Source organism: Haloarcula sp. Atlit-47R (genome assembly GCF_003665985.1).
In the GTDB taxonomy this organism is placed as follows: Archaea; Halobacteriota; Halobacteria; order Halobacteriales; family Haloarculaceae; genus Haloarcula; species Haloarcula taiwanensis.
In genome coordinates, this window is the sequence record NZ_QPLQ01000004.1 from 121,540 (window position 1) to 142,236 (window position 20,697).

22 protein-coding genes are annotated in these 20,697 nt (G+C 62.8%); 12 read left to right on the forward strand and 10 right to left on the reverse strand.

Going from position 1 to position 20,697, the window contains the following annotated elements; genetic code table 11:
* The first annotated feature begins 94 nt into the window (after positions 1-94).
* Positions 95-484, forward strand: a complete 390-nt coding sequence (locus DVK00_RS15420) for a hypothetical protein (RefSeq protein WP_121537532.1) — start codon at positions 95-97, stop codon at positions 482-484.
* A gap of 178 nt (positions 485-662) precedes the next feature.
* Entirely contained in the window at positions 663-1,196 is a 534-nt protein-coding gene (gene dpsA / locus DVK00_RS15425) for a DNA starvation/stationary phase protection protein DpsA (RefSeq protein ID WP_101351437.1), read from the forward strand.
* Between the two features lie 147 nt (positions 1,197-1,343).
* Here the strand turns inward: dpsA and DVK00_RS21805 are convergent, their stop codons facing one another.
* The gene (locus DVK00_RS21805) at positions 1,344-1,493 is read right to left on the reverse strand and encodes a hypothetical protein (protein ID WP_004517997.1); all 150 of its coding nucleotides are present in this window, start codon (positions 1,491-1,493) and stop codon (positions 1,344-1,346) included.
* A gap of 148 nt (positions 1,494-1,641) precedes the next feature.
* Between DVK00_RS21805 and DVK00_RS15430 the strand changes: the two genes are divergently transcribed.
* From DVK00_RS15430 to DVK00_RS15440, 3 genes are all read left to right on the forward strand, one after another.
* Positions 1,642-2,226, forward strand: coding sequence for a hypothetical protein (locus DVK00_RS15430; protein ID WP_101350069.1), 585 nt, complete (start codon positions 1,642-1,644; stop codon positions 2,224-2,226).
* Positions 2,227-2,304: 78 nt separating this feature from the next.
* On the forward strand, positions 2,305-2,784 hold the full coding sequence (locus DVK00_RS15435) for an HTH domain-containing protein (RefSeq protein WP_121577968.1): 480 nt from the start codon (positions 2,305-2,307) through the stop codon (positions 2,782-2,784).
* 88 nt (positions 2,785-2,872) lie between these two features.
* Positions 2,873-4,444 carry a bifunctional UDP-sugar hydrolase/5'-nucleotidase gene (locus DVK00_RS15440; protein ID WP_121577969.1) on the forward strand — a complete coding sequence of 524 codons (1,572 nt, stop codon included), beginning with the start codon at positions 2,873-2,875 and terminating at the stop codon, positions 4,442-4,444.
* On the opposite strand, the gene DVK00_RS15445 is transcribed toward DVK00_RS15440, so the two are convergent.
* The 4 genes from DVK00_RS15445 to DVK00_RS15460 all read right to left on the reverse strand — a co-directional run bounded on the left by DVK00_RS15445 (position 4,445) and on the right by DVK00_RS15460 (position 8,032).
* Complete coding sequence (locus DVK00_RS15445; protein ID WP_101350072.1) at positions 4,445-4,825, reverse strand: Zn-ribbon domain-containing OB-fold protein; 381 nt, start codon at positions 4,823-4,825, stop codon at positions 4,445-4,447.
* Complete coding sequence (locus DVK00_RS15450) at positions 4,822-5,973, reverse strand: 3-ketoacyl-CoA thiolase (RefSeq protein WP_101350073.1); 1,152 nt, start codon at positions 5,971-5,973, stop codon at positions 4,822-4,824. Before DVK00_RS15450 ends, DVK00_RS15445 begins: the two co-directional genes overlap by 4 nt.
* Positions 5,974-6,037: 64 nt before the next feature.
* Positions 6,038-6,865, reverse strand: a complete 828-nt coding sequence (locus DVK00_RS15455; RefSeq protein ID WP_121512290.1) for a hypothetical protein — start codon at positions 6,863-6,865, stop codon at positions 6,038-6,040.
* A gap of 6 nt (positions 6,866-6,871) precedes the next feature.
* A complete protein-coding gene (locus tag DVK00_RS15460) occupies positions 6,872-8,032 on the reverse strand; it encodes an ABC transporter substrate-binding protein (protein ID WP_101350075.1) in 1,161 nt (386 codons plus the stop codon).
* 143 nt (positions 8,033-8,175) lie between these two features.
* On the opposite strand from DVK00_RS15460, the gene DVK00_RS15465 reads away from it, so the two are divergent.
* Positions 8,176-8,361: a hypothetical protein gene (locus DVK00_RS15465; protein WP_101350076.1), complete on the forward strand. Its 186-nt coding sequence runs from the start codon at positions 8,176-8,178 to the stop codon at positions 8,359-8,361.
* On the opposite strand, the gene DVK00_RS15470 is transcribed toward DVK00_RS15465, so the two are convergent.
* Genes DVK00_RS15470 through DVK00_RS15480 form a run of 3 tightly spaced genes read right to left on the reverse strand, consistent with a single transcriptional unit; the run spans position 8,358 to position 10,999 of the window.
* Positions 8,358-8,669 carry a hypothetical protein gene (locus tag DVK00_RS15470; protein ID WP_101350077.1) on the reverse strand — a complete coding sequence of 104 codons (312 nt, stop codon included), beginning with the start codon at positions 8,667-8,669 and terminating at the stop codon, positions 8,358-8,360. The genes DVK00_RS15465 and DVK00_RS15470 overlap by 4 nt on opposite strands.
* Position 8,670: 1 nt before the next feature.
* On the reverse strand, positions 8,671-10,254 hold the full coding sequence (locus tag DVK00_RS15475; protein ID WP_101350078.1) for an acyl-CoA carboxylase subunit beta: 1,584 nt from the start codon (positions 10,252-10,254) through the stop codon (positions 8,671-8,673).
* Between the two features lies 1 nt (position 10,255).
* Complete coding sequence (locus DVK00_RS15480; protein ID WP_101350079.1) at positions 10,256-10,999, reverse strand: beta-ketoacyl-ACP reductase; 744 nt, start codon at positions 10,997-10,999, stop codon at positions 10,256-10,258.
* Between the two features lie 217 nt (positions 11,000-11,216).
* On the opposite strand from DVK00_RS15480, the gene DVK00_RS15485 reads away from it, so the two are divergent.
* The 6 genes from DVK00_RS15485 to DVK00_RS15510 are packed head-to-tail and all read left to right on the forward strand — an operon-like array spanning position 11,217 to position 18,968.
* Positions 11,217-12,380 carry an alpha-1 4-glucan-protein synthase gene (locus DVK00_RS15485; RefSeq protein ID WP_101350080.1) on the forward strand — a complete coding sequence of 388 codons (1,164 nt, stop codon included), beginning with the start codon at positions 11,217-11,219 and terminating at the stop codon, positions 12,378-12,380.
* Between the two features lie 55 nt (positions 12,381-12,435).
* Positions 12,436-13,620, forward strand: coding sequence for an extracellular solute-binding protein (locus DVK00_RS15490; protein WP_101350081.1), 1,185 nt, complete (start codon positions 12,436-12,438; stop codon positions 13,618-13,620).
* A 1-nt stretch (position 13,621) separates the two neighbouring features.
* Positions 13,622-15,244, forward strand: a complete 1,623-nt coding sequence (locus DVK00_RS15495) for an iron ABC transporter permease (RefSeq protein ID WP_101350082.1) — start codon at positions 13,622-13,624, stop codon at positions 15,242-15,244.
* Entirely contained in the window at positions 15,244-16,374 is a 1,131-nt protein-coding gene (locus tag DVK00_RS15500; protein WP_101350083.1) for an ABC transporter ATP-binding protein, read from the forward strand. Before DVK00_RS15495 ends, DVK00_RS15500 begins: the two co-directional genes overlap by 1 nt.
* Positions 16,371-18,377, forward strand: a complete 2,007-nt coding sequence (locus tag DVK00_RS15505) for a glycosyltransferase family 39 protein (protein WP_121577970.1) — start codon at positions 16,371-16,373, stop codon at positions 18,375-18,377. Before DVK00_RS15500 ends, DVK00_RS15505 begins: the two co-directional genes overlap by 4 nt.
* A 9-nt stretch (positions 18,378-18,386) precedes the next feature.
* Positions 18,387-18,968, forward strand: coding sequence for a gluconate 2-dehydrogenase subunit 3 family protein (locus tag DVK00_RS15510; protein ID WP_121537526.1), 582 nt, complete (start codon positions 18,387-18,389; stop codon positions 18,966-18,968).
* Positions 18,969-19,000: 32 nt separating this feature from the next.
* On the opposite strand, the gene DVK00_RS15515 is transcribed toward DVK00_RS15510, so the two are convergent.
* Positions 19,001-19,714: a dolichyl-phosphate hexose transferase gene (locus tag DVK00_RS15515; RefSeq protein ID WP_101350086.1), complete on the reverse strand. Its 714-nt coding sequence runs from the start codon at positions 19,712-19,714 to the stop codon at positions 19,001-19,003.
* 49 nt (positions 19,715-19,763) lie between these two features.
* Positions 19,764-20,540, reverse strand: a complete 777-nt coding sequence (locus DVK00_RS15520) for a winged helix-turn-helix domain-containing protein (RefSeq protein WP_101350087.1) — start codon at positions 20,538-20,540, stop codon at positions 19,764-19,766.
* Positions 20,541-20,697: the final 157 nt, after the last annotated feature.

A 20,697-nucleotide genomic window follows, 5' to 3' on the forward strand; every position in this document is an offset into this window, starting at 1 on the left:
GTGGGGAACTCCCAGCGAGCGGGAATCTAGACGATTCATTACCGCGATTTCGGTGTGACGGTGTTTTTGTTCGTCACTCCCGTAGCGGCGTCCGATGACTGACGCAACACTCCTGGCTCCGTTTGACGACACGGTAGTCCGTGGAGTTGCGGAGACGAACAGGGTCGACGAGAAGCAGTTACGATCCGCGCTCGCCGACCACCAGCGAACGATGCGCGAGAATCCGGGTGTCGAGGACCTCGTTTACGAATGGCGAAAGCGATTCGACGACGCAGTACTACACCGCACTCCAGAGACGTTCTTCGTGGCGGTCAGAGAAACCGTCTGGGAGGAGTATGGCACGCATCTCGGCCTCGACGATTACCTGCTCGCCGCTGTCGTCGCAGTCCATCAGGAGCAGGTCCTCCGTGAAACAGCGGTCGAGAGCGGCGCTATCGGTGAGAACGCTGTCGCGCTGGTTGTTTCCAGGCCGTCGCCCCAGTAGGCGTCTTCCCTCTTATATCAGGTGTCAAAGCCGGGCGAAAGCGACAGTTGTGATTGATGGATAATATTTCACTTCAAGCAACCAGCCATTCCATCTGAGAATATAATTTTTGGGTTCCCGAAAACATATTTTCACAAAACAATCTTTAAGTGGCTTCCACTTATACGATAAAATGACCATGCCAACACAAGAGCACGTCCGACGCGAGTTCGGGGAAGTCGAAGAGAACGAACTCCGCCTCGACAAGGAGAAGTCCGAGCAGGTAATCAACGCGCTGAATCAGGACCTGGCAGACACGTACACGCTGTATCATCAGGTCAAGAAGCACCACTGGAACGTTGAGGGTGCTGAGTTCCGCGACCTCCACCTGTTCCTCGGCGACGCCGCCGAGCACGCCGAAGAGGCGGCCGACGAGCTTGCAGAGCGAGCGCAGGCTCTCGGTGGCACGCCCATCGCCGGTGGCAAGGCACAGGAAGAGCACGCATCGGTAGAACCGGAAGGGCAGGACGTGTACGACATCCGGACGTCGCTCGAAAACGACCTCGAGATGTACGGCGACGTCATCGAGTCGCTCCGTGACCACATCGATCTCGCGGAGAACCTCGGCGACCACGCCACGGCGCAGATCCTCCGTGAAATCATCGTGCAGACGGAAGAAGACGCCCACCACATCGAGCACTACCTCGAAGACGACACGCTCGTCATGGACTAACTCGGCACAAGCCTTTCTCTCTCAGTTTCTCCTCCCGGGTAGTTCCCCATTTACCACGGGGAGTACAGCGTGAGGTGAGGTGAGTCGCTCCGGCAGGGAGCAGTCCGAAACGCGAAGGAATGAGAAACGCGAGCGGGGACGAACGGACTATCGTCGAAGGTCGACAGTTACGTCGGTCGAAATCCAGCCGTCTCGGTTTCCGTCTTCGGTGAACACGGTTCTGTCAGCACCGCTGTCCAGTGCTGCAACGTCCGGGCGATCCTCGGAGGCCTCGACATCGTCCGTCTGTGATGGCATTACCAGAGTTAGGCACCCCTAAAGCTAAAAGGATTTTGGTTGGCCTAATCACCCGTGGACACTAGCCGCCGGCACCGCGACGGAGGCTCCCAGACGCTGGCCACTGCTACGGCGCGGCCTTTAGTACCCGAGGCGACAAGGGAGAGGTATGAGTTCGGACGACGACCTTACCGCTCTGATTACGGACCTCGTCACGACGCTACAGGAGCTTGAGACGGAGGTCGAGCCCACGACCGACAGCGGCCTGCCGAGGCCACCGACGCCGGGTGAACTCCTCCGGTTCACTAGCGACGTGACTATCCCTGCAGTCATTCTGGTCCTGAAGACCAATATCGAGGCGCTGAAACTCCTCCGGCGCGCCCTCCGGATGGCCGAAGGCCGGCCGACATCGACCGGCTCCGCCTCCGACGAAGTTCGACAGCGTGCGAGTGAACTGAGTCGGGCCACGCTCTCCCGTCTCGACGGTGCACTGACAGACCTCCAGCAGGCTGTGGAAGGAACGCCGGAAGACGAAGAGGCCCGCGAGCTCATTCAGGAAGCCCAACAATTGCGTAATCAGATCCGAGATCGGTTAGCAAATGAGCCGGGGGTGAGTGACGAGATGCACTCCGAGCAGGCTACTGACGTGCCAGTAGACGTAGATGCCGAGCTACGGTCGATAAAGGACGAAATCGATGGTCCGGACAGGGGCGATGACGGTACCGAAAACGGCGATGGAAGCGATGAGGAATAACGGATTTCAGTACGGCGCGAAATCATACTTCATAAAACATAATGATTTATTATAGTACAAGTATAGATATGAATACCCATGTCCAGCTCTACCGCTCCGGGTGGTCGACGGGCGACTCTGTTCGTCCGGTCTGACCTCCCAGCGCCGTCACGGAAACGCTGTAACGCTATCGAAGGCGAACTCCGGGAGCTGGTGTGCCGTGGCGTACTCACTGAGGTTGAGACGGTCAAGTGGGCGAAACGCGTCCCGTTGCAGGGCTCTGGTGACGGACCCGAGCGACCCCTCTACAACGAGTTCGCGGAGTGGGCCCGCGAGGCCGGGGTCTGTCTCGCACCGTTTTTCGACACCCGCCTCTGTTACAGTTCGACGACGGGCGAGAAACGCCGGGAACTCGTCATGCCGGCCGTCTGCCTCGCAGTCTACGAGGGCGGCGATCTCGTACAGGTGGCTCCCTTCGCTGACGCGGGCCGGGCGGAATCTGTCGAGGAGTGCATCGCGGAACTCGACGAGACGGGGACCCTCCCGGACACCGGTTCGACGACTGTCTCGACCGTCTGACACGCCCCGCCTTGCCGCGTCTGTGACCCATCAGTACTCTTGCCGCGACGCAAAGTATGAAGTCCTGTTCTTAATATAACATATCTATATGACATATCAGGCGACACGTCGTGACGTACTCGGGACGGGCGCGGCCGTCTTGGGCAGCCTCGCAGTCGGCTCGACGACCGCAAGCGCCGCGTTACAGACCGACGGGACCACCGTCACGTTCCTGCACGACACCCACGTCCACGGCCGGTTCGCCAACGCCGGCGCGGACGGCCTCAACGTCTCCCGGTACTTCGGGCTGATGAACGACATCGCCGAGGACACGGACGCCACGCTCCGGGTGGGCAACGGCGACGACCTGGCGTCGTCGGTCCTGTCGGCGGTGTTCGACGGGCGACACGTCGTCTCGACGTTCAACGCCGGCGGCCTGGACTTCGACACCTACGGCAACCACGACTTCGACATGGGGCCCGAGGTCCTCCGCGAGCGGGTGGGGGACAGCCTCTTCACCTGGGTCAGCGCGAACGTCCGCGAGGACGGGGCCGTCTTCGCTGCCGACCAGGGCGCACAGCAGTACGTCCTCACAGATGTCGGCGGCGTTACGCTGGGTATCACCGGCCTGATTACGCCGGAAGCCCCCGAAATCACCTCTATCGGGGAGAACACGGAGGTCCTGGACCCGGCCGCCGCACTGCAGGAAGTGACAGAGCAGATACAGTCCGACGGTGCCGACGCGACCATCGTGCTCTCCCATCTCGCGAGCGAAACCGCACGGACCGTCGCCGAGGAGGTCGACGGCGTCGACGCCATCATCGGGGACCACGCCGCGACGGTGCTGGAAGAACCGGCGGTGGTCAACGACACCGTCCTCTCCTTCGTCGGCGACGAGTACGAGTACCTCGGCGAGTTGGCGCTGGGTATCGGCGACGACGGCGTCACGGACCACGAGTTCGCGCTGCACGACGTCGGGGCGTCCTCGGCCGGCACGGACCCCTTCGTCAGCCTCGTCCAGGACCACTACGAGACGCAACTGGAGCGGCAACTGGACGTAGTCATCGGGCAGACTACCCAGCCGCTGGACACCCGCCAGTCGGTCGTCCGGGCGCGGGAGTCGAACATGGGGAACTTCGTCGCCGACACCATCCGGGCCGATGTCGAGGCCGACACCGCGCTGATGAACGGCGGCGGCATCCGGACGGACACGCTGTACTTCGAGGACGCGAGCGAGGACAACCCCGCGGACATCACGCGGCGCGTGGTCGTCGACATACTCCCGTTCCCGAACAACGTGGTCGAACTGGAAATCACGGGCGAGACGCTGCTCGCGGCGCTGGAAAACGGTGTCAGCCGCATCGAAGAAGGAGCCGGCCGGTTCCCGCAGGTCAGTGGTATCACCTACACCTACGACCCCACCGCGGAGAGTGGCGACCGTATCATCGAAGCCACGGCGGGCGGCGAGCCGGTCGACCCGGCGGCGACGTACACGCTGGCGACCAACGACTTCGTCTCCGGCGGCGGCGACGGCTACAGCATGCTCAGTGACACCACCGTCCTCGTCTCCTCGAACGAGGGGGCGCTCCTCTCTGACCTCGTCATCAACACTATCGAAGAAGCGGGAACGATTTCGCCGACGACGGAGGGGCGTATCACCAGACAGGGCGAGGAGAACTAATCAGACGGGGTCCCAGCGGTAGCCGTCCCAGTCCTGGCTCTCTGGCACCTTGATGCCTGCGTCGGGGTCGCGGAGTTCCTCGACGTAGACGGGTTCGACCGTGTCGCCGGTCTCGACTTCGTCCGTGGTCACCTGTCCGAGCGCGCGGACGAACTCGTCGCTCGCGCCGTCGACGTCCGTGATGTCGAACTCGACGATAGCGAGCGTGTTGGGCTCGCGGACGCCCGGCGGCGTCGCCGTCGAGTGGGTCCAGGTGACGACCTCGCCGGTCCGGTCCGAGAGGTCGAAGGTCTCTTCCTGGGGTTCGCCACACTCCGGACACAGCGGATGGGTGGGGTACGAGACGTGGCCGTTCGAGCACATGCCTGCTTCCAGCGTCATTCTGCGGCCTCCATGATGGTGGTGATGACACAGTTGCCGAAGCCGCCGACGTTACACGCCAGGGCGGTGTCGGCCTCGACCTGCCGCGGCCCGGCCTCGCCGACGAGCTGTTCGTATATTTCGACGCCCTGCGCGACGCCGCTGGCCCCCAGCGGGTGGCCCTTGGACTTGAGGCCCCCGGAGGTGTTGATGGGCAGGTCGCCGTCCTTGGCGGTCGCGCCATCCATTGCCAGCTCCCAGGCCGTGCCCTGGTCTGCGACGCCGATGCCCTCTAGCTGGAGGAACTCCAGAATCGTGAACATGTCGTGAAGCTCGGCCACGTCGAGGTCGTCGGGGCCGAGGCCGGCCATCTCGTAGGCCTGCTCGCTCGATTCGACGACCCCGCCCATGACAGTCGGGTCGTCGCGCTCGTGAACGACGTGAGTATCAGTCGCCCCGCCGATGCCGGAGACGACAGCGTACTCGTCGGTAATCTCTTTGGCCCGTTCCTCTGTCGTGAACATGAGCGCGGCGCTGCCGTCCGTGATCGGACAGAAGTCATACAGCCGCAGTGGGTCAGCGATGATCGGCGACTCAAGCGCTTTCTCCATCGTGATTTCCTTCTGGAACTGCGCCTTGGGGTTGTCCACACCGTTTCTGTGGTTCTTGACCGCGACCCGGGCGAGCGACTCCCGCGGGGCGTCGAACCGCTCCAGGTAGTGCCGAGCAGTCATCCCGGCAAAGGAGGGGAGCGTGACGCCGTGTTTGTACTCGTCGGGGTGGGTAATTGAGGCGATGATGTCGGTCGCCTGGCCCGTGGTCTTGTGGGTCATCTTCTCCGCGCCGACCAGCAGCGTCATCTCGCTGGCCCCGCTGGCGACTGACTGCCAGGCCTCGTAGATACCGGCCCCGCCAGAAGACGAGGTCTGGTCTACTCGCTCGCTGTAAGCTGGAAGCACCCCCAGATCGTGGGCCAGCAGGTTCATGATGCCCGTCTGGCCCTCGAACTCGCCGCTCGACATGTTCGAGACGTACAGGTGCTCTACGTCGTCGGGCGCGACGCCGGCGTCCGTGAGACACTCCTCGCCCGCCTGCGAGAGTAACTCACGGATCCAGGCGTCGCGTTGCCCGAACTTCGTCATTGACGCGCCGATTACTGCGACTCCCATACCTGTGCCGTCACAGGGGTCTCGTGTATGTATTACGGTCTGACCTATAGAGCGAGTGTAATGTTCAGGCAGTCGTCGTAACGACCGATAGCCCCTCGGCGGGTTGGTCGCCGGCCAGTGAGACGAGCAGCCGCCAGCCATCCGCAGTTCGCTCCGCTTGTGCCATCTGTGGCGTGATACTCGTCCGGCGCAGTAGCTCGACGGCAATCGGCAACACCGGACAGCGAAGGTCCGACAGTGTCGGGCGATAGTTCTGTAATGTGATATATCTGGCACAGCGGCCGGGACCGACGGCTGCGGGTTCGATTGCTGCCTCGTCGACAAGTCCCGCTGCTTCGAGGTCGGCGACGGCGTCCCGAACCGGTTCGGGCCCGCTCGGCTTGCGCGGTAACTGTCCGGCGGCTTCGCGGAGGGTGTCCGCCTGTACTTCCGGGTCGAGATTGTCGGCGATCGCCGTGGCCATGCTTTCGAGCATCGCCAGACAGAGGTGCTCGCGGTTCTCCGTCTCCTCGGCCGCTTCGAGGTAGCTGTCGATGACTGCCTGCTCGACGGAGCGATGACGGCCCGACAGCACCTCGAACAGCGACCCGGCGACCGTATGGCAGTACTCCGGGAGCGACGACGGGCCAGTCCTGACGGCATCGGTCCCCCACGGCGCTTCACAGACGATGAGGCCGTGGACGGTGACGCGGGGGTCGTAGCGACGGAGGGCGCTTCGGTATGCGGTCGCGACGCTGGCCGCTTCGGCGGCCGTCTCGCGGTCCGGGAACTGCATTCCTGACACTGGGAACGGCGGCGTGCCCGTTCTGGCGCTGACGACGCGGTACGGCCCGACAGCCACACTGAGTTCCGAGAGCCTATCACGGATGTCTGCGAGCGTTCGTCCGACCATGAGTCCTTACAGGTCTCCGGCGACGATGTCGGCGACGCGCTGGCGGTCGAATAGCTCCCGGTCCACGTCGTACACCTGCGATGCTGCCCGCTCGGTGACGACCAGATTCGTTATCGGCCCCTGGTACAGCGGCCCACCGCGGAACACGTTCCCGTTCTGTACTGCCGTCAGTTCGCTTCCAGTCTCATCCGATTCGAGGTAGCTGACGACTGTGTCCTCGAACTCCGCGCGTGTCTTGGTCTCGTGTCCGCGCAGGAGCATGTACTCGGGGTCGATGTCAAGTAGCGTCTCGAAGTCGACCGTGCTCCGGTCTGCGTGGAAGTCCCTGACATCAGTTTTTGCGAACGCGTCGCGAACGCGCAGGTCCCGCCACTGTTTGAAACTGGTCCCGTCCTCGATGAGGTACGGCGAGAAGCTCGTCGGCTCGTTGCCCCCGGCCCACATGATGGCCACTTCCGGCCGGTCGGAGTTTGAGTCCGGAACGATGTCACCCAGACCCGTCCGGAACTCCTCGTGGAGGGACTGGAACGCCTCGAACCGGTCCGTTCGCTGGAACGCCCGGGAGAGTTTCTCGAAGGCTTCGTACAGCGTGTAGTAGGTGTAATCGTGCCACGTGTAGCCCGTCGAGAAGATACTGTTCCCGAAGAATGGCGCGATCTGGGACTCGATTTCCTCGATGTCCGACCGCTCCCAGGACCCGCGGCTCTGCAGGAAGTTCGGGTCCATGACGTGGATATCAGCGTCTATTTCGTAGAACTGCTCCTTGCCGACACCGCTGTCGCCCCACAGCTTCCTGAGCGAGCTCCCGTCGACGCTGACGCCCGGTATCTCGTCGTAATACTGGGTGTGGTACCGTGAGGGGAGCCAGACGCCCTCCGGTGCATCGAGGCCGAGCGCGATTCCCATGTCGGCCCAGCTTCCGTTGTTTGCGACCCAGCCCTCCGGCACTGACTCGAAGGAAACCTCGCCGACTGGCTCCATCGAGACGGAGTAGCCCGAATCCGTCGGTTCTGCGGCCGCAGTCGACTCCGCGGCCGACGTACCGGACCCCGTTGGATTGTCAGTCGTCCCCTCACTATCGCTCCCGGTCTCCGACTGCCCTGAACAGCCGGCGACGGCACCTGCCAGCCCGGCACCGGCCGCAACGATGTACTCTCGTCGGTCCATATATTTTTAGGCTTGCCTAATTGGTTTAAATCTTCCTATATTTAGGCAGGCCAAAAACACCCCGAATCGCCAAACGACACTACTGCCCCCGGCAGTGAGAATCCACACAAAGTATATCCGTGTGTGCTAACCACACACGGAATATGCAGGAGGCTTGGCTCCAACTACAATGTCCGGCGTGTTCGGTTGCCTGGGAAGCGCAAGTAACTGATCTCTCTGCCCCGGAGACGCAGTTCGCCTGTGACGACTGTGGGGCCGAGCGGTCGCTGTCGGAGTTTATGCGGACCACCCGCGACCTCGAAGTGCTGCAGGAGTTTACCGAATCCTAGTATCGCGCTCGCGCCGCCGCCTTCCACTCTTCGCCGCGTTTGACATTGTTCGGAGGGCGGCGTTTGCCCACACTCGCCAGCCGTCCTGCCAGCGTCCACTCATCGGCGTATTCAACCGTCTGCCGCTGTGCTGTTGCCACAGCAGCCCGTTGGCGGTCAGTCACGTGGGCGCTAATCGCGGCGGTGATAGCCGCCGCCTCGGCCTGTGATGCGTCCGCCGGTATCGACAGCGACAGGTCCTCCGGCCCCTCGCTGCCGGTTGTCAGTACCGACTCCGCGTCCGACTGTGGGGTGTTGCGAGTCGTCATGTTACAGTGGGATGTTGCCGTGGTCTTTCGGCGGTGTATCCTCGCGCTTGCGCTGCAGGAGGTCGAGGTCCTGAATGAGGCGCTTGCGCGTCTCCTTCGGTTCGATGACGTCGTCGAGATAGCCCCGCTTCGCCGGCCCGTACGGATTGGCGAACTCGTCGCGGAACTCGTCCATCAGTTCCTGCCGCTTGGCGTCCGGGTCGTCGGCCTCCGCGATCTCGTTTCGGTAGAGGATGTTGACGGCACCCCGCGGCCCGAGCACGGCCATCTCCGAGCCGGGCCAGGCGTAGTTCACGTCGCTGCCCAGGAACTTCGAAGACATGACGATGTACGCGCCGCCGTAGGCCTTCCGTACGACGACCGACAGCAGCGGGACCGTTGCCTCGGCGTAGGCGTAGATGAGTTTCGCGCCCCGCCGGATGATGCCGTTGTGCTCCTGGTCCGTGCCGGGCATGAACCCGGGCACGTCGACGAGCGTGAGGATGGGGATGTTGAACGAGTCACAGAAGCGGACGAACCGAGCCGCTTTCTCTGCCGCGTCAATGTCAAGCGTCCCCGCGCTCACGCGTGGCTGATTGGCGACGACGCCGACCGACTGGCCGTCCATCCGCGAGAACCCCACCACGACGTTGCGTGCCCAGTTGCCGTGGACCTCGAAGAAGGAGTCTTCGTCAACGATGGCGTCGATGACCTTCGTCATGTCGTAAGGCTTGCGTGGGGCCGAGGGGACGATATCGGTCACGCCGGGAATCTCTCGCTCAGGGTCGTCCCACGGCTTGACTCGCGGCGGGTCCTCCATGTTGTTCGCCGGGAGGTACGACAGGAGTCGGCGGATGTTTTCCAGCGCTTCCTCCTCCGATGGGTACGAGAAGTGAGCGACACCGGATTTGGTGGAGTGAGAGCCCGCACCGCCGAGTTCCTCTTTCGACACCTGTTCGCCGGTCACCGTCTCGATGACGTCCGGCCCGGTGATGAACATGTGGCTGGTGTCTTGCACCATGAAGGTGAAGTCAGTCAGCGCCGGGCTGTAGGTGGCTCCGCCGGCACATGGCCCCATGATCGCGGATATCTGGGGGATGAGACCACTCGCCTTGGTGTTGCGCTCGAATATCTTGGCAAAGCCCACCAGTGAGTCGACGCCTTCCTGAATGCGCGCGCCGCCGGAGTCGTTGAGTCCGATGACCGGGACACCGTTCTCGATGGCCCGGTCCATCACTTTACAGATTTTGTCGGCGACGACTTCGCCAACGGACCCACCCAGTACGGTGAAATCGTGTGCGAACAGGAACACCTTCCGACCGTCGACTTCACCGTAACCGGTAACAACCGCATCACCGGCGAACCGTTTCTCTTCCATACCGAAGTTCGTCGACCGGTGCTCGACGAACGGGTCGACCTCGTTGAACGTCCCATCGTCGACGAGAAAGTTGATGCGCTCGCGGGCGGTCATCTTGCCCTTCTCGTGCTGGGATTCGATACGAGCTTCACCGCCTCCGAGTTCAGCTTCGGCCCGTTTCTGTCGCAACTCTTCGACCGCGTCGTCAGGTGCCCCAGTCTCGTCTTCTGGTTCTTCCTGTTGACTCATCCTACCACTCCATCCCGCCGTTGACACCAAGTACCTGTCCTGTCATGTAGCTCGATTCCTCGCTGGCAACGAACCGCACGATGCCGGCGATGTCTTCAACGCGCGCGAACCGGTCGAGCGGAATCTCCCGCAGAATCTTTTCCTGAACGCGTTCGGGCACCTCCTCCAGCATATCGGTCTTGACGAAGCCCGGCGCAACGCAGTTCGCGGTTGACCCCGTGTGTGCTAACTCAAGTGCGAGCGTCCGTGTAAAGCCAAACAGCCCCGATTTCGTCGTCGCGTAGTTAGCCTGCCCGATGTTCCCTTGCTGACCGACGACGCTAGAGATATTTATCAGTCGGCCGTGCTCGGCGTCGCGAATGTCGTCGTAGAAGGCTTTCGTCCCGTTGAACACGCCGCCAAGGTTGACATCGATCACCGTCTCCCAGTCGTCGCGGCTCATGTTTTCGAACTTTTTGTCGATAGTGATTCCAGCGTTGTTGACGAGCACGTCTGCGGACCCGAACTCGTCGGCCACCTTCTCACGCATTGCCCGGACCTCATCGAGTTTCGCCACGTCGGCCTGGGCCGCGATAGCGGTGCCGCCCCCTTCCCGGATGTCCTCGACGACGGCGCGGGCTTCCGCGTCCGAGGACCGATAATTAACGACGACGTTAGCCCCGTGAGCACCGAGATCTTTGGCGATTCCGCGGCCGATACCACGTGAGGACCCAGTGACGACACAGGTTTGATTGTCCAGGTTCATTCGTGGTTGATGGGAGCCCTGTTGCTTCGTACGCTCATCACCTAATCTGGCAAAGCACAGCCAAATAACAGTTCGCCTTATACAACATTAAACGTCGAATTTAGAATATAATGATGCTGCTAGTACACGAGAAGTGACGGCTAGAAGACAGACTCACGAGGGTAGCAAAGAAGAACGCCAAATCTTTTAGGATGGCCTAAAGAGATACGGCCAGCACATGACAGCCGACATCTGCGTAATGGTGCCGACGATTCGAAACCACGAGTGCATGCGGTCGTACTTCCAGAACGCCCGGGACCACGGGTTCGATCTGGACCGACTGTTCGTCGTACTCATCACCGAGGACTTCTGTGACACCGACGCGATGGAACAGATGCTCGACGAAGAGGGCGTTGACGGAGCCGTCTACGACGGAACCGCCCGCGAGGCGTGGTTTGAGGCCCACGGCGCGAGCGGATACTCGCATCTTATCCCCGAAGCAAGCCACGCACAGACCTCGTTTGGCCTCCTGTACATGTGGGCCAACGACTACGAGTACGGTGTGTTCATCGACGACGACACGCTACCACACGATGACGCGGACTTCTTCGGGACGCACATGGAGAATCTCGCCTACGAGGGCGAGATTGAGACGGTCAGTTCCGACGAACAGTGGGTCAACGTCCTCTACCAGAACGAGGACGAACACGGCCTCTACCCGCGTGGCTACCCCTACGCCGCAATGGACGAGACGGTGTCGACTGAGCAGAGCCGCGTCGATGACGTGGTCGCCTCGCAGGGCCTCTGGACGAACGTGCCCGACCTCGACGCTGTTCGCATTCTGATGGACGGCGACCTGCAGGGTCAGGCCCAGACCCGTACGACCGGGGCAGACTTCGACGATGACTTCGTCGCCGCAGAGGGACAGTACCTCACCGTCTGCTCGATGAACCTTGCGTTCCGTCGCGAGGTCATCCCGGCGTTCTACCAGCTCCCGATGGACGACAACGAGTGGGACGTGGGCCGCTTTGACGACATCTGGTCCGGCGTCTTCCTCAAGCGGGCCTGTGACGTGCTCGGTAAGCAGATCTACAACGGCGACCCGCTGTGTGAACACAACAAAGCGCCCCGCTCTACGTTCTCGGACCTCACCAACGAGGTCCACGGGCTCGAACTCAACGAACACGTCTGGGAGATCGTCGACGACGCCGGCGCGGACGCGGACTCCTACGCCGAAGTGTTCGAGGACATCGCCGTGGCGATGGCCGACGGCGATTTCAGCGACTGGGAAAACGGTGCCTTCCTTAACTACTGCGGCGAATTCATGCTCGACTGGCTGGCATGCCTCGACGAACTAGACGACGCCGCGGCGGAACAGGTCCCCGCAACCGCCGACGACTAGAAAGGCATAAGTTGTTTAGGCAACCCTAAATCAAATAATGAGTGATTCTAACGATATGACGGGACGTAACGCAACGCAGTCACGACGACGCTTCCTCGCCCTCAGTGGCACCACCGCGACAGCGGCGATTGCCGGCTGTTCCGGTATTCTGAGTGGGGGCGACGGCGGCGATGGTGGAAGCGACGGTGGGACCGGTGCTGGGACCGGTCAGCTTTCCCTCTCGGACTTCCGTGGCTCCGGCCCGCTGGTGGCACAGCGGGACGCTCCCGGCGGGACCTCAATCGAGGAGCTGCCGGACCTCAGCGGCGAACTGACGCTGTACCTCGGTGGTGGCGAGGGCGGCCTCTACCTCGACCTCATCGAACTGTTCGAACAGCTGTATCCTGATTTCTCTGCTAACCACCGGCTCGAAGCATCCAGTGACCTCGCAAACACCATCATCGAGGAGAACGAGGCGGGCGCAAGTCCAGCAGACGTGTTCATGTCGATCGACGCTGGCTCACTCGGTGCCGTGGCAAACGCTGGCGCGACCGCGAGCCTCCCCGAAGAGGCGCTGTCGACGGTTCCGGACGCGTACCAGGACAGCGAGGGCCGCTGGGTGGGCATCGCCGGCCGCGCCCGAGCGATTCCGTACAACACGAACCAGATCTCCGAATCCGACATCCCGTCGACGGTTCAGGAGTTCCCGGAGACCGCTGCGCTCGAAAACAGCATGGGCTGGGCCCCGAGCTACGGCGCGTTCCAGTCGTTCGTCACCGCGATGCGACTCATCCGCGGCGACGACGAGACGATGTCGTGGCTCCAGGCGATGCAGGACCACGGCATTAGTACCTACGCCGACGAGTTCCGCGTCTCAAACGCCTGCGCCGACGGGGAACTGACCGCCGGCTTCGCTAACCACTACTACACACTTCGAGTTCAGTCTGCCCGCGAAAGCTCGCCCATCGGCCTCGCGTTCACCGAAGGTGATGCCGGGGCACTCGTCAACGTCTCGGGCCTCGAAATCATCGACGGAACCGACAACGCAGACCTGGCAGCGAACTTCGTCCGGCACGTCCTCTCGGCGGAGGCACAGGAGTTCTTCGCCACCCGGACGTTCGCGTATCCGATGATTCCGGGCGTCGCACCGGTCGGTGACCTGCCGCGTATCGACGACCTGAACCCGCCGGATATCAACCTGAGCGAACTGGCTGACGTGGCCGGAACCGTTGACTTACTTCGAGACGCTGGCGTCCTCTAATATGGGCACAAAAGACCGCTACGAGCGGCTTCGGGAGCAAGCGACCACGTCGGAGCGAGACTCGTCTCCGCACACGCTGCTCGCAGTGGTCTCGCTGGCAATCTCGCTGCTGTTACTTGCACCGCTGGTATGGGTGTTTCTCCGGGCGGGTGAAATCGAGTTCGGGCGTGCGGTGGAACTACTCACGAGCGACACGACTGTCTCGGTGACGCTGAACACGCTAGCGCTTGTGACTGGTGTCACCGTCGCGTCGATTCTCATCGGCGTCCCGCTGGCGATTCTCACCGCCCAGACGGACCTGCCGTTCAAGCGGTTCTGGACGATTACGTCCGCGCTGCCGCTGGTCGTCCCGAGCTATATCGGGGCCTTCGCGTTCGTTTCGGCGTTTGGCCCTCGCGGCGTCCTCGCGGACCTGCTCTCGCCGCTCGGCATCGAGCAGATACCGACGATATACGGCCTGCACGGCGCGATACTTGTGCTGACACTGTTTACGTACCCGTACGTGTTCCTGACCACGCGCGCGTCGCTGCTGTCGTTCGACGGGACTGTGGTCGAGGCCGCCCGGACACTGAATCACACGCGTTGGGAGGCGTTCCGCCGTGTCACGTTGCCACAGATCGCGCCGGGCATCGCGGCCGGTGCCCTGCTGGTGGCGCTGTACACGCTTTCGGACTTCGGAACACCAGCGATTATGCAGTACGACGTGTTCACGCGGATGATATACAACGAGTTCGGTGCTCGCCGGCTGGACTACGCCTCCGTGCTCTCGATGCTATTGCTTGTGATGGCGCTTGGTATCCTCGCCGTCGAGTCCCGCCTCAGCGCGGGGCGAGACGGAGCCTACGTCAGCAGCGGCTCGCGCCGGCCCGGTCTCATCAGGCTCGGCTACTGGAAAGCCCCGGCACTGCTGTTTTGCGGCGCTATCGCGTCGCTGTGTCTGGTGCTTCCGGTCGGCATCTTGCTCCAGTGGCTCCTCCGTTCCGGCACGGGCTACAGCGGTGGCGGTTTCACCTTCGATGCGGCCTACGCCTGGAACTCGGTCGGCCTCGCCGCAGCCGCGGCGGCCATCTGTGTCGTGGCAGCGCTCCCGATAGCGTATCTCTCCGCGCGCGGTAGTTCGGGCTTCTCGTCACTCCCCGAGCGGGCCACGTACGTCGGCTACGCCGTCCCCGGGGTCGTGCTCGGCCTGGCGCTCGTGTATCTCGGGCTCCGGTACGTCCCGTTCCTGTACCAGAGTGTCATCCTGCTGGTGTTTGCCTACGTGATTCGGTTCCTCCCGCAGGCCGTCGGGACGACCGAATCCTCGATTCTGCAGGTCGATCCGAGCTACATCGAAGCGGCGCGGTCCCTGGGCTACCACCCACTCTCGGCGTTTCGGAAAGTCGTCTTACCACTCGTTGCCCCGGGAATCGCCGCCGGGGCCGCGCTAGTGTTCCTGACGACCATGAAGGAATTGCCGGCAACGCTGATGTTACGCCCGACGGGCTTCGAAACCTTCGTCACGTACATCTGGCTCGTCCAGGGTGCCGGCTACTACGGACAGGCGGCGGTCCCGGCTCTCGTGCTCGTCGGCCTCTCCGGACTCTCGATGCTGGTCATTCTTCGACGGGAGGACACAAGCTAATGTCTCGACAAACACGCACACAGCAAACATCGGACTTCGACGACGTGGACGCGGCGGTAGCGAACCCGGACCGGACGGTCCTGGAACTGGACGACGTCTCCAAGGACTACGGTCACGAAGTCGCCGTCGAGAACCTATCACTCGATGTGAAAGACGGCGAACTGCTGACACTGCTGGGGCCATCCGGCTGCGGGAAGACGACGACACTCCGGATGATTGCCGGGCTGGAACGCCCCTCTGACGGGCAGATATCGATCGCCGATGAAGTCATCGCCGATGGCTCCTCGTTCCGGAAGCCAGAGGAGCGCAACATCGGGATCGTCTTTCAGGACTACGCGCTGTTCCCGCATCTCACCGTCGCCGAGAACATCGCTTTCGGGCTGACCGAGATGGACGAGCAGGCCGTCGCCGAGCGGGTCGACGAACTGCTCGAACTGGTCGACCTCTCGTCCCATCACGACAAGATGCCGAGCCAGCTTTCCGGCGGCCAGCAACAGCGCGTTGCGCTCGCGCGCTCGCTGGCCCCGGAACCGGATGTCCTTCTGCTCGACGAACCGTTCTCGAACCTCGACGTGCGCCTGCGCGTCGAGATGCGCGAGGAGGTTCGCAAAATCCTGAAGCGGGCCGGCGTCACCGCCATCTCAGTGACCCACGACCAGGAGGAAGCCCTCTCGATAAGCGACCGCGTCGCCATCATGAACGACGGGACCATCGCTCAGGTCGGTGACCCCGCTGAAGTGTTTGAAAACCCCGAGAGCCGCTTCGTTGCGAGCTTCCTCGGGCAGGCGAGTTTCCTCTCGGCCCGGGTGACCAGCGATGTCATCGAGACTGGACTGGGTTCGTTCGACATCGAGTTGCTGAACGGGCCGGTCGAGGCGTACAACGGCGCGATGGTGGACGTGCTGGTCCGGCCGGACGACCTGCAGGCGATGCCAACAAACGAGTCCCAGGCCGACGGCTACGTCGTTCACCGCCAGTACAACGGTCCGTCGTTCGTCTACCGGGTCGAACTCCACAGTGGCGACGTCGTCCACTGCATGCACAACCACGTCGAGACATTCGAACCGGGCCAGCCGGTCGAAGTTGATCTGGTCGCCGACCACGACCTGGCCTGGTATCCGACGGAATGACGCGACTGCGCCGGCCGGGGGTACAGGCGGGGCTGATAGCGTTGCTCGGCGGGCTCGCCGTCTTCACGCTCGCCCACGTCGTCTTTCCCCATCATACAACCAACCATGACGAAGGCGTCTACCTCCAGCAGGCCGCCATGCTGCTCGAGGGGCAACTGTTCATGTACCCGCCGGTCGAGGAGTCGTTCCGACCGTGGTTCTTTGTGGCCGACGGTGAGCGGTTGTATCCGAAGTACGCCCCGGTTCCGGCGGCGATGTTTGCCGTCGGGAAACTGCTCGGCGGCTACCGCGTTGCGCTCGGCCTGATTGGGACCGGCGTCCTTGCGCTAACCTACCATACCGTCCGCGAAGCGTTCGACGCCCGGACGGGCGTGGTGGCGACCGTCCTCATGGTCGGGTCGCCGCTGTTTCTCATCGAGGCCTCGGTGTTTCTCTCCTACGTGCCGACGACGCTGTGGAACCTCGGCTTCGCCGCGGCGTATCTCCACGCCGACCGGACCGGGAGCCGGAAGACGGCGGCAGGTGCCGGCCTCGCTATCGGCGTCGCCTTCTTCGCGCGGCCGTACACCGCAGTGCTGTTTGCAACGCCGTTTATTATCCACGCGCTGTGGACGCTCCGGACGCTCGACCCGGCGTGGTTCACGCGCCTGTCAGTAACGGCCGTCGGCGGGCTTACCGGTGTCGCCGCGACGCTTGCATACAACCACGTCGTCACCGGCTCAGCCCTGCTGTTCCCGTACGAAGTGTTCGCCCCGCAGGACGGGCCGGGCTTTGGCCACCGGGAGATTCTGGGCTACTCTCGGGAGTTCACGCCGGCGATGTCGCTGGACGCCAACGCCGAACTCCTCTGGAAGCTTCTCACCCAGTGGGTCGTCGCCGGGCCGCTGGGGACGGCGGCAGCAGCTATCGGGCTCGGGGCCGTCGTGCGTCGCGGAATAGACGGCCGGCAGGCGGCGCTGGCCGGGGTCCTCCTGACGGTCCCGCTCGGCAACGGCTACTTCTGGGGCACCGTGAACATGCTCGGCGACCTTTCGGACCCGACAGACGGCTTAGTCGCTTTCCTCGGGCCGTTTTATCACGTCGATATGCTCGTCCCGCTGACGGCGTTCGGTGCCGTCGGGGTCGTTACCGTTGCCCGATGGACACGGCTGCTGGTAACCGAGCGGGTCAGCGCGGATCGGGTCCGTCCAGTCTTGGTCACTGTGGCGCTGTGTGGCGCGGCGCTTGGCGGCGGCGCAGCCGTCACAACAGCGGCCGAGCCGGTCTCGGACAACTACGAAGTGACCCAGCAGCTAGAGCAGGCTTACACGCCTTTCGAGGAGCGAGACCTCGACAACAGTCTCGTCTTGCTCCCGACACCGTACGGCGACTGGCTGAATCATCCGTTCCAGTCGGTTCGTAACGACCCCGGCTTCGACGGCGACACCGTCTACGCGATGCAACACCGCCAGTTCGAGGTCATCGACGCCTACCCCGACCGGACCTACTACCGCTACGCGTTCCGCGGCGAGTGGGTCCCGTATCTGGGGCTGCCCGTCGAGCCGCGGCTCCAGCCGGTGTCGGTCGCAGAGGGCCGGACGGTCCGGACGGATGTATCGGCGTCAGTTCCCGAACAGGCCGCGCTGGTCTCCATCCGGCTCACAAGCGAGGGTGAGAACGACTACGCGACGGTTACCGGGACCGATACGCTGGACTTGCGGCTCTCGACGGACCGCGACCGGACGCGGCTCACCGGCGACGGCATCGAGGACCAGGTCAGCGTCCCGACGCCGGCGGACGGGACAGTCACGCTCATTATGTTTGTCGACTACGGTACTGGTGCGGGGTTCGAGTACCGGGCGGAACTCCCGGTTTCCCAGGCGGACAACGGCGTGCGGGCGCTGACACCGCGACTCGAAGTCTGTAAGGATCAGCGCCGCTGCGGCGGCGAGGCAGCCTACGTTCCGGGCACACACCGCGACGGAATCAGCATGAACGCGACCACAACAGCCGAAACTACGTGATCCGTACCGATGACTGACTACGAACTCACCAGACGCGACGCGCTGAAAGCCCTCGGTGCGGCGGGCGTCACCGTCGGCGGCGCGGCGGCGCTCGTCTGGAACGAATCGGGAACCGACAAGAGTGCCGAGTCAGCCGAGAAAGACACTGAGACGGCCGAATCGGAGTTCGGCGACCACGAGCGCGAGACGTATCATGCCGTCGCCACTATTGTCTATCCGAGCGAGGTAACGGGCGTCCGGGAATTCGTCAACAGCTACGTCACCGGCCGGGTCGAGGCAGACCCTGAGCGAGCGGCAGAAATGACGACCGCCGTTGCGGACCTCGACGCTTACACCCGAGAATGGGAGGACACAGTCTTCACTGCGTTGGACACAGAAACGCAGGAAGAAACGCTGCGGGGAATGGGCGTTAAGGCTGCCGACCCGGAGCCACATGGCGACCCGAGGCACCGCGTCCGCTACTACCTCGTCAACGACCTCCTGTTCGCGCTGTACAGTTCGCCGACCGGCGGCGAGCTTGTCGGAATCGAGAATCCGCAGGGCTACCCCGGCGGAACGAGTAGCTATCAGCAGCCACCGAACGACCGATAAGCCGGGACCCGTCGCCGATTACGTCGGCGGTGTTACCGGAACCGTTCTTCGAGCGCAACCCGGACGATCGACTTTGCGATGGCGGCCCCGCCGGAGAACGGGTCGAGTTTCGTCTCACCTTTCCGCTCGTCGTACTCGATAGGGCGTTCACGCACGTCGTAGCCGCGCATCAGTGGCCGCATGAGCAGTTCCGCCGAGAGCCCGGTGTTCTCGGTCCAGACGATCTTCTGGAGGACCTCGCGGCGGTAGGCCCGCATTCCGGTAGTCGTGTCGTGGACGCGCTTGCCCATGAGTACACTCGCGAGTAGGGCGAACAGCTCGTTCCCCAGCTTGTTCATCGCCGGCATCTGCTCGGCCCCGTAGTACAGCCGGTCGCCGCTGACAACGTCGGCCCCGTCGTTTATTTCTGCGAGGAAATCGGGGAGGCGTTCCATCGGATACGTGTCGTCACAGTCCGTCGTGACGACGACCGGCCGGTCCGGCGTCAGCACGGCTTCGCGGACCGCCACACCGTATCCCTGCGGTTCCTGTTCGATGACTGTTGCACCGTGTTCGCGGGCGATTTCCGGCGTCCGGTCACTGGAGCCATCGACGCAGACGACCTCGGCACGCCCGTCGGTCACTGTCGCGATATCGTCGAGAACAGTGCCGATTGCTTCTTCTTCGTTGTACGTCCCCATGACGACCGCGAGGTCGTCAAACGTGTAGCCGGCTGAATTTTCAGCCCGCGAGCCCTGAATAGCCATTGCTCATCCGTCAGAACCCACGGTTCTTGAATGTTTAGGTTTGCCAAAATCAGTGATCGTCGAGATACATTTCTATCGGGGTTGCATCCTCCCAGAGGTGCGTAAACAGGTCCCTCGCCCACGAAATAGCGCCGTCCGTCTCCGAAATAATCTTCGCCGACGGCCAGGCCCCGTCGAGTTCTGGGAGCGTGATAATCATCCAGTTGTCGGCGACGGCGAGTGCGTACGGGACCGGCGTGACACGAACAGTCGTTTCCTCGAACCGAGTTATATCGAGCGAGACGGACTCCGTGTCGAGCATCTCGTCGATTACAGCACAGCTGACCACGAGCCGCGACTCGGCGTTGTCCGGCATCGCCGCCTCGTACTCGGGGTGGTAGACGGGCGAGATGACATCGCAGTGAGGGACGCTCTCGACGCGGGACACGACTTCCCGGACCGGTCGGTTGATATCGGTTTGCGTGCCACGGATGACCGTGTAGTCACCAACTTCAGGCAGGCGACACCGGAACGGCTGTGGTAGCACTGACGTGTCATGAGCCTCCCAGTACTGGAGGTCGAGAGCGAGGAGTTCCTCAAGCCGTTGCTGGCGGTGAATCGTATCTGCGACGAGGCGGCCGGTACCGGTGAGTCGCCAGCCGTCGTCCGTTGAGGTGACTATGCCGCGGCCTTCGAGGTTCGAGAGCGCGTCGTAAATCGCTGATTCGCTTGCAGTAACTGCTGACAGCAGTTCGTTGGTGGCCTTGGCCCCGGGACACAGCGCGCCGATGATGTCCGTCCGGACAGACGACGTTCGGACGTACTGAATTAGCGATTCTACGCCCATACTGTCCCCATGTTCTGTAGCTCATAGTTTTCGCACATATCAGTTTCCATTTGTAACGGAATTCTCTTCGAATAGGACACTATTCTCTCGGGCATGGGATATTATTGCAGCCAATGTGTCCATCTTTTTTATCGCTCACGACGCAGAGACTGTTGCT

Excerpts from the sequence above, each read along its gene's own strand:
- DVK00_RS15420 (WP_121537532.1), top strand. The coding sequence starts at position 95 with ATGACTGACGCAACACTCCTGGCTCCGTTTGACGACACGGTAGTCCGT.
- dpsA (WP_101351437.1), top strand. The coding sequence starts at position 663 with ATGCCAACACAAGAGCACGTCCGACGCGAGTTCGGGGAAGTCGAAGAG.
- DVK00_RS21805 (WP_004517997.1), bottom strand. The coding sequence starts at position 1,493 with ATGCCATCACAGACGGACGATGTCGAGGCCTCCGAGGATCGCCCGGAC.
- DVK00_RS15430 (WP_101350069.1), top strand. The coding sequence starts at position 1,642 with ATGAGTTCGGACGACGACCTTACCGCTCTGATTACGGACCTCGTCACG.
- DVK00_RS15435 (WP_121577968.1), top strand. The coding sequence starts at position 2,305 with ATGTCCAGCTCTACCGCTCCGGGTGGTCGACGGGCGACTCTGTTCGTC.
- DVK00_RS15440 (WP_121577969.1), top strand. The coding sequence starts at position 2,873 with ATGACATATCAGGCGACACGTCGTGACGTACTCGGGACGGGCGCGGCC.
- DVK00_RS15445 (WP_101350072.1), bottom strand. The coding sequence starts at position 4,825 with ATGACGCTGGAAGCAGGCATGTGCTCGAACGGCCACGTCTCGTACCCC.
- DVK00_RS15450 (WP_101350073.1), bottom strand. The coding sequence starts at position 5,973 with ATGGGAGTCGCAGTAATCGGCGCGTCAATGACGAAGTTCGGGCAACGC.
- DVK00_RS15455 (WP_121512290.1), bottom strand. The coding sequence starts at position 6,865 with ATGGTCGGACGAACGCTCGCAGACATCCGTGATAGGCTCTCGGAACTC.
- DVK00_RS15460 (WP_101350075.1), bottom strand. The coding sequence starts at position 8,032 with ATGGACCGACGAGAGTACATCGTTGCGGCCGGTGCCGGGCTGGCAGGT.
- DVK00_RS15465 (WP_101350076.1), top strand. The coding sequence starts at position 8,176 with ATGCAGGAGGCTTGGCTCCAACTACAATGTCCGGCGTGTTCGGTTGCC.
- DVK00_RS15470 (WP_101350077.1), bottom strand. The coding sequence starts at position 8,669 with ATGACGACTCGCAACACCCCACAGTCGGACGCGGAGTCGGTACTGACA.
- DVK00_RS15475 (WP_101350078.1), bottom strand. The coding sequence starts at position 10,254 with ATGAGTCAACAGGAAGAACCAGAAGACGAGACTGGGGCACCTGACGAC.
- DVK00_RS15480 (WP_101350079.1), bottom strand. The coding sequence starts at position 10,999 with ATGAACCTGGACAATCAAACCTGTGTCGTCACTGGGTCCTCACGTGGT.
- DVK00_RS15485 (WP_101350080.1), top strand. The coding sequence starts at position 11,217 with ATGACAGCCGACATCTGCGTAATGGTGCCGACGATTCGAAACCACGAG.
- DVK00_RS15490 (WP_101350081.1), top strand. The coding sequence starts at position 12,436 with ATGACGGGACGTAACGCAACGCAGTCACGACGACGCTTCCTCGCCCTC.
- DVK00_RS15495 (WP_101350082.1), top strand. The coding sequence starts at position 13,622 with ATGGGCACAAAAGACCGCTACGAGCGGCTTCGGGAGCAAGCGACCACG.
- DVK00_RS15500 (WP_101350083.1), top strand. The coding sequence starts at position 15,244 with ATGTCTCGACAAACACGCACACAGCAAACATCGGACTTCGACGACGTG.
- DVK00_RS15505 (WP_121577970.1), top strand. The coding sequence starts at position 16,371 with ATGACGCGACTGCGCCGGCCGGGGGTACAGGCGGGGCTGATAGCGTTG.
- DVK00_RS15510 (WP_121537526.1), top strand. The coding sequence starts at position 18,387 with ATGACTGACTACGAACTCACCAGACGCGACGCGCTGAAAGCCCTCGGT.
- DVK00_RS15515 (WP_101350086.1), bottom strand. The coding sequence starts at position 19,714 with ATGGCTATTCAGGGCTCGCGGGCTGAAAATTCAGCCGGCTACACGTTT.
- DVK00_RS15520 (WP_101350087.1), bottom strand. The coding sequence starts at position 20,540 with ATGGGCGTAGAATCGCTAATTCAGTACGTCCGAACGTCGTCTGTCCGG.